8 protein-coding genes are annotated in these 6747 nt (G+C 69.0%); 3 read left to right on the forward strand and 5 right to left on the reverse strand.

What is annotated here, in order from left to right; translation table 11 throughout:
• Positions 1-128: 128 nt before the first annotated feature.
• The 3 genes from AC07NC_RS17250 to AC07NC_RS17260 form a co-directional block, all read right to left on the reverse strand.
• Complete coding sequence (locus AC07NC_RS17250) at positions 129-557, reverse strand: J domain-containing protein (RefSeq protein WP_494570278.1); 429 nt, start codon at positions 555-557, stop codon at positions 129-131.
• A 16-nt stretch (positions 558-573) separates the two neighbouring features.
• Complete coding sequence (locus AC07NC_RS17255; protein ID WP_494570279.1) at positions 574-1410, reverse strand: division plane positioning ATPase MipZ; 837 nt, start codon at positions 1408-1410, stop codon at positions 574-576.
• Between the two features lie 127 nt (positions 1411-1537).
• The gene (locus AC07NC_RS17260; protein WP_494570280.1) at positions 1538-2200 is read right to left on the reverse strand and encodes an SPOR domain-containing protein; all 663 of its coding nucleotides are present in this window, start codon (positions 2198-2200) and stop codon (positions 1538-1540) included.
• Between the two features lie 120 nt (positions 2201-2320).
• Between AC07NC_RS17260 and panC the strand changes: the two genes are divergently transcribed.
• Positions 2321-3181 carry a pantoate--beta-alanine ligase gene (gene panC / locus AC07NC_RS17265; RefSeq protein ID WP_494570281.1) on the forward strand — a complete coding sequence of 287 codons (861 nt, stop codon included), beginning with the start codon at positions 2321-2323 and terminating at the stop codon, positions 3179-3181.
• A gap of 122 nt (positions 3182-3303) precedes the next feature.
• On the opposite strand, the gene AC07NC_RS17270 is transcribed toward panC, so the two are convergent.
• A complete protein-coding gene (locus AC07NC_RS17270; protein WP_494570282.1) occupies positions 3304-4047 on the reverse strand; it encodes a hypothetical protein in 744 nt (247 codons plus the stop codon).
• Between the two features lie 110 nt (positions 4048-4157).
• On the opposite strand from AC07NC_RS17270, the gene AC07NC_RS17275 reads away from it, so the two are divergent.
• Both AC07NC_RS17275 and AC07NC_RS17280 read left to right on the forward strand, forming a co-directional pair.
• Positions 4158-4763, forward strand: coding sequence for an LOG family protein (locus tag AC07NC_RS17275; RefSeq protein ID WP_494570283.1), 606 nt, complete (start codon positions 4158-4160; stop codon positions 4761-4763).
• A gap of 104 nt (positions 4764-4867) precedes the next feature.
• Positions 4868-5161 (forward strand): DUF8200 family protein, encoded by a 294-nt coding sequence (locus AC07NC_RS17280; protein ID WP_035308281.1) that lies wholly within the window; start codon positions 4868-4870, stop codon positions 5159-5161.
• Positions 5162-5177: 16 nt separating this feature from the next.
• Here the strand turns inward: AC07NC_RS17280 and gltX are convergent, their stop codons facing one another.
• Complete coding sequence (gene gltX / locus AC07NC_RS17285; protein ID WP_494570284.1) at positions 5178-6512, reverse strand: glutamate--tRNA ligase; 1335 nt, start codon at positions 6510-6512, stop codon at positions 5178-5180.
• Positions 6513-6747: the final 235 nt, after the last annotated feature.

Here is a 6747-nt window from a genome sequence, read left to right on the forward strand (position 1 = left end):
TGCAGGCCAACCATTCGCGCGGGGCGTCAAACCTTCGTCGAAACGGTACTCAAAACACAAAACTCCGGGCGAAGGCCTGGCGCCCCGCCCAGCCCTCCATGAACTTCGCAGCGAAAGCGCGGGGACGATCAGTCGCGTTCGGTCTTTCTCAACAGCCTGTCCCGCGCCGCATTGACCCGCGTCGCCAGGCCTTCGGTTCCGCCCTGGTCGGGGTGGGCGCGACCCATGGCCTTTTTCCAGGCCGTGCGGATCTCGGCCTCGGTCGCGCCGGGACGCACGCCCAGAACGGCGCGGGCGTCGGCCTCGCTGATCGGTTCGGATCGCACCACGGGCCGGATGCGCGACGACCAGACCAGGTACAGCCCCGCCGCCGCCAGCACGCTCGCCCACAGCCAGGCGCCGCGAAACGCCGACAAGGCGCCTCCGGCCAGCAGCACCGATCCCAGCAGGGTCGCCGTCACGCGCCAATGGGCCCGGCCGCGCCGCTCGGTCTGGCGGCCCAGCCGCACCAGGGCCCAGACGGCGATCGCCGCCAGGGCCAGCCAGATCAGGCTCATGCGGTCAGATCGCCTTTCAGGCGGCCACGTCCAGAGGCGCCAGGGCCTGTTCCAGACCCATGGCCTTCATCAGGTTGCGCAGTTCCTGGCGCGCCGCGACATGGGCCAGGGACACGGCCACCGGGCGGATGTCGTTCGACAGGTCCGCCACCGTCAGGCCGAACGGGAACAGTTCGCGGTAGATGACGCGATCGCGCAGGCCCGGCCCGACGCGGAAACCGACCCGTTTGGCCAGCTTGTTCATCCGCTCTTCCAGGCGTTTGCGGTTGCGCGCCTCGGCGACGGCCAGGCGATTGGTCACCACCAGCCAGTCGATGGTGGCGTTCCGGCCCTGGCTGATCGCCCGGACCTTGCGCGCCTCCCAGACGCTTTCGGAATAGATTGAGGGTTTCAGCAGATCCAGCGACACGGGGTCCACCTCGCCCAGCAGGTCGAAGTCGACGAAACTGTCGTTCATCGGCGTCACGATCTGGTCGGCCCGCGCGTGGGCCGCGCTGGACACGGCGGTGTCGCCGCCGGGGGTGTCGATCAGGATGGCGTCCACCCCGGCCGCCACGGCCTCGTCGAAGGCGCGTTCGAAGGCGGCGATCTGCTCGTCCACCCCGCCCTTGGCCAGGGCCTTGCCGTCGCCCATGTCGGGCATGAAGGGCTGGGGCAGTTGCTGATTGTTCGCGGCCAGCCAGGCCAGGCGATTGGTGAAGAACCGCTGCATCGACCGCTGGCGCAGGTCCAGATCGATGATCGCGACAGAGCGCCCCGCATGCAGCAGGCCGGTGACGATATGGATCGCCAGGGTGGACTTGCCCGCCCCGCCCTTCTCGTTGCCGAGTACGATCACGTGAGGCTGCGTCATGGAGGATACCCTCTGTGGCGACCGACGCGACTCAACACTGCGCGGCCTTCGGACGGGGCAGAGTCGGCGCACCGGCCGCAAACGTCAACGAGGCGTTAACGCGTAGCTGTGGACTTCAGCCCCAAGTTCAGCCGGCGCGGCGGCACCACGGGTCCGCCACCTGGGCGGCGGCGCACAGGGCGGACGCGGCCTCGACCGGAATCGGCCCGACCTTCAGCCGCGTCAGGCTGCGGCCGTTGACCTCGACGCCCTCGAACACCGGCGACAGGTTCGACAGGCTGGCGCGGGCCTTCAGCTGCGCCCAGGCGGCCTGCGCCCCCGCCCGGCTGGAATAGGCGCCCAGCTGGACCATGCGGCCTTCGGCGCGCGGCCCTGCGTCAACGACGGCGGGGCGCAGCATGGGCGGCTCGCTCCGCGCGACAGCCTGTTCAACCATGGCCCTGGCCACGACCGGCGCAGCGGCGCGCAGGGCCGGCTCAACCGCCGGCTCCGCCATCCGCGTCACGGCGCCGCGCAGGCCGTCTTCGCTCTTGTCTTCGGCCAACGCCAGAGAGCCGCCCCGGCTCAGCACGTCCCGCGCATCCCACATCTGATGCGGCGTGAGCACCGCCACATGGACGGGCGAGAATTTGGCGGGACGCAAGCCCTGGGCCTGCGCTGTCTGACGCGACGCCGCGCCGGAACCGATGGCCTTGGGATCCAGCGGGATGTCGATGGCGGCCACGCGCTCGGCCATCGCCTGGAAACTCTGGCGGTCGCCCTCGACCGCCCCACAGCCGGCAAGGGCCAAGGTAAGCGCGATCAGAACTGGACGGGTCGCTCGTGCTGGCGTCATAAGCACGACCCTAGCCGCCAGGGTTTGAAGTCTGGTGCATCAACACACTTAAGCCAAAGGGTTAACCGCTTCACCATGACCGAGCCTGCGTCCCTCCCCGTCGTCCACACCGTGGCGGATTTGCGCGCCGTCGTGCGTGACTGGAAAAGACAAGGCCTGACCGTCGGCATGGTTCCGACCATGGGCGCCCTGCACGAAGGCCATCTGACCCTGGTGCGCGAGGCCGGCCGCCGCGCCGACCGCATCGTGGCCTCCAACTTCGTCAATCCGACCCAGTTCGCCGCCAGCGAGGACCTGGGTCGCTATCCTCGCCGTCAGGAGGAGGACGCCCGTCTGCTGGCCGGCGCCGGCTGCCATCTGATGTTCGCCCCGACGTCGGAGGAAATGTACCCGCAGGGCTTCGCCACCAGCGTCGCCGTGGCCGGGCCTGCGCTTGGGCTGGAAGGCGATTTCCGGCCCCAGATGTTCGGCGGGGTCGCCCTGATCGTGACCAAGCTGTTCAACCAGGTCCAGCCCGACGTCGCCGTGTTCGGCGAGAAGGACTATCAGCAGCTGATGGTGATCCGTCGCTTCGTCCGCGACCTGGACCTGCCGGTCGAGATCATCGGCGCCCCGACCCAGCGGGATGAGACCGGTCTGGCCCTGTCTTCGCGCAACGACTATCTGTCCGACGCCGAACTGGCCGTCGCCCGCCGCCTGAACGTGATCCTGGCCGAGGCCGCCGCCGGCGCCGCCGCGGGCCGCCCCCTGCCGGGCGTCGAACGGGACGCCTATTCCGCCATCCTCAAGGCCGGGTTCGAACGGATCGACTATGTCGCCGTTCGCCATGCCGAAGACCTGTCGCCGTTCCGCGACGGCGTCGTCGACGCCCCGGCGCGCATCCTGGCCGCCGCCTGGCTGGGCAAGACCCGGCTGATCGACAACCGGGCCGTCTGAGCTCGAGACAAAAAGAACCCGACGCGGACGCCGGGTTGAAAAAGGTTCGGTGATGGTGCGTCCCAAAAAGGGACAGGTCCTTCATTGGACGCTTCGGTTAACAACTTCCTAAGTTCGGCGCCCTAGGCGCCGCGATCCGGAAGCCAGACGGTCTGACGGCCGCTGGGTCCCGTCGGCCAGGTCAGTCGCCAGCCTTCGCCGGCTCGCACCGGGGTGAAGTCCGACTGGGCGCCCAATCCGGGAAAGGCGAACCGCGTCCCGTCGACGTCGATCGTGGCGGCCCCGCCGCCCGGCGCCCTGGCCCGCCAGCGCCCGCCCGGTCCGCGCATGACCTCCGCGCGCTCCCCGTCGATCAGAACGACCGGGGGCGCGCCGTTCGATCGGCCGGACACGATGACCGCCGATCCATCGGAATCGACCGCGTCCAGCGCGCCTTGACCGTCCAGCCGCACCGTCGGCTCGCCGGCCGCGACCAGCACGATAGGCCCCGCCCCGCCCCGGATCAGCACCAGAGTCTCGGGAGACGGCGCGGCGTCCTCGCCGACCTGAACCTCGGGCGTCAGCCGGATGTCCCCCGAGGCGGCCGGAACGCGCAGCTCGAATCGTCCCGTAGCGTCGGCGCCGACCGCCACCGCCGCCCCGTCGGCCCCGCGTAGCACCACGCGGGCGTCCGGCCCCGCCCGGCCCTGAACCAGGATCATCGCCCCGTCGCGCCTTGCGGTCTGAACATGAGGAGGCTGCACCCAGGGGGAGGTCGCCTCGGCGTCCACCGCGCGCGGCGCGCCCTCGCCGTCCCGGGAACAGGCCGACAGGGCCGCGACCATAGTCACGGATACGGCGGCCATGGCGATGATCCGACGTTTCATCCTGCGTCCCGACGATATAAGGCTGGCGGCCAAGCGCCCGGGGATTCTGTTACCCCGACCGCCGCCGGTTTGGCCATGGGCCGAGCCAGCATTCGTTCAGTTGAGGCTCCATGTCCCTGCCCCCCGTTTTGATCCAGCCCTTCGACGGCCCGTCCGTCTGCCTGTTCTGCGGCTCTTCCGACCGCGCCGATCCCGCCTACACCGAGGCCGCCCGCGCCTTCGGCAGGGCCACCGCCGAGGCGGGCTGGCGTCTGGTCTATGGCGGCGGCGGCGTGGGCCTGATGGGTGCCTCGGCGCGCGGCGCCCATGACGCCGGCGGTCGTGTCGTCGGCATCATGCCGGCCTTCCTGCGCAGCCGCGAACGCCTGTTCGACGAGGTCGAGACCGTCGTCGTCACCTCGATGCACGAGCGCAAACAGCTCATGTACGACCAGTCCGACGCCTTCGTGGTCGCGCCCGGCGGCATCGGCACCCTGGAAGAAGTCGTGGAACTGCTGTCGTGGAAACGCCTGGACCTGCACCAGAAGCCGGTCGTCTTCCTGAACCTGAACGGCTTCTGGGAAGGCTTCTTCGCCCTGATGCGCCACAGCGTGGAGGAAGGCATGACCCCCGCCTCCTTCCTTGACGCCTGGACGGTGGCGGAGTCGGTGGAAGAGGCCATGGTGCTGATCCAGGGCGACGCCGACACGGCCGTCCAGCAATATGATCGCCGATAGGTGATCGGCGCTAACAAATAATGCGGGCGCGTCTTGACAGTTTTTATCGAAAACTGACATTGGCGCGACGGCACGACGCCGTTCTTCAATCCGGAGACTTGCTCATGCGCGCCCTGCTCATCGCCGCCGCCCTGTTCGCGGCCGCCCCGGCCGTGGCCCAGGCCCCCGCCGCCACCCGCCTGACCCTGGCCGATTCGGCCAAGGCGCCGGCCCGCGCCACCATCATCGACGGCGCCCGCTGGTCCTGCGAAGGCGCGGCCTGCACCGCCTCGGGCGGCACGGAACAGCCGGCGACGCGCGCCTGCCGCCGCGTGGTGCAGAAGTTCGGCCCCGTGACCGCCTTCACCTACAAGGGAACCGAGCTGAGCGCTGAAGAACTGGCGGTCTGCAACGCCTGATCGGGCGGGGGCGGCCTTAGGCCGCCTCGCCTTTCAGCCGCCGCTGAATGGTCTCACGACCGATCAGCGGCGCCATGGCCGCCATGTCCGGCCCATGCGCCTGACCCGTCAGGGCCAGACGCAACGGCATGAACAGGGCCTTGCCCTTGGCGCCGGTCTCGGTCTTGACGGCGTTGGTCCAGGCGGACCAGGCGGTGTCGTCGATCACTTCCGGCAGCAGGGCGGCGGCGGCGTCGATGAAGGCCGCGTCCTCGATCACCGGCTGGATCGGGCCGCGTACGATCTTCGCCATTTCAACCACATCGGCGAACCTGCTGAGGTTGCCCCGCACCACCGACCAGAAGCCCTCGCCCAGGTCGGCGTCCAGCGCCTGTAGCCGCGGCTGGGCCGTGAGGTAGTCCATGACGTGCAGCGCCTGGGCGTTCAGCCGGTCCAGGTCCGCCGTGTCATAGCGCGCCGGCGAACGTCCCATCTTGGTGAAGGCGAAACTGGCGCCCAGAGCCTGCACCGACTCGGCCACTTCCAACGGATCCGAAGTGCCGATCCGGCCCAGGTGGCTGGTGATGGCGATCGGCTCATAGCCCTGGTCGCGCATGTCGCTGATCGACAGCGAGCCCAGACGTTTCGACAGGGCCGCGCCGTCGGCGCCGACCAGCAGCGGCATGTGGGCGAAACCGGGAACCGTGGCGCCCAGCGCTTCGAAGATCTCGATCTGGGCGCCGGTGTTGGTGACGTGGTCCTCGCCCCGGATGATGTGGCTGATGGCCATGTCGATATCGTCGACCACGGACGGCAGGGTGTAGAGGAACAGGCCGTCCTCGCGGATCAGCACCGGGTCGGACATGGAGGCGGTGTCGACCTCGGCATGGCCGCGCGCCAGGTCTTCCCAGGCGACCCGCTTGCCTTCCAGCTTGAAGCGCCAGTGGGGACGACGGCCCTCGGCCTCATAGGCGGCCTTCTGATCTTCGGTCAGCTCAAGCGCGGCGCGGTCATAGATCGGCGGCAGGCCTCGCGACAACTGCACCTTGCGACGGCGATCCAGTTCGTCGGCGGTCTCGTAGGCGGGATAAAGCCGGCCGGACGACTTCAGTCTGGCGGCGGCCTCTTCATAGCGGTCGAACCGCTTGGACTGGTTGTAACGCTCGTCCCAGGTCAGACCCAGCCAGGTCAGATCGTCCTCGATCCCCTGTTCGAACTCGGGCGTGGAGCGCGCAAGATCGGTGTCGTCGATGCGCAGCACGAACGACCCGCCCTGCCCCTTGGCGAACAGCCAGTTCACCAGGGCGGTGCGGACATTGCCGACGTGCAACTTACCCGTGGGGGACGGGGCGAAACGAACCTTGACGGACATGGGATAGCGACCTTGAAAGCGAGGCGGCTAGGTCGCGCCGCAACCCGGCGAAGTCAAGGCGCGGGTTGGATCGAAACACCCGTCATGATAGACTTATCGCCGTCATGAACGCTCCCGTGCAGATCAGGAAGCCCGAAGTCGCCGAACGACTACGCCAACGCGCCATGTGTGGACGGCTCCCCGTTGGCAAGGGTTGATCTGACGTTCTGCTGAGCCTGGTCGGAGCGGCCATGTG

Source organism: Brevundimonas sp. GW821-FHT10A07, assembly GCF_059415785.1.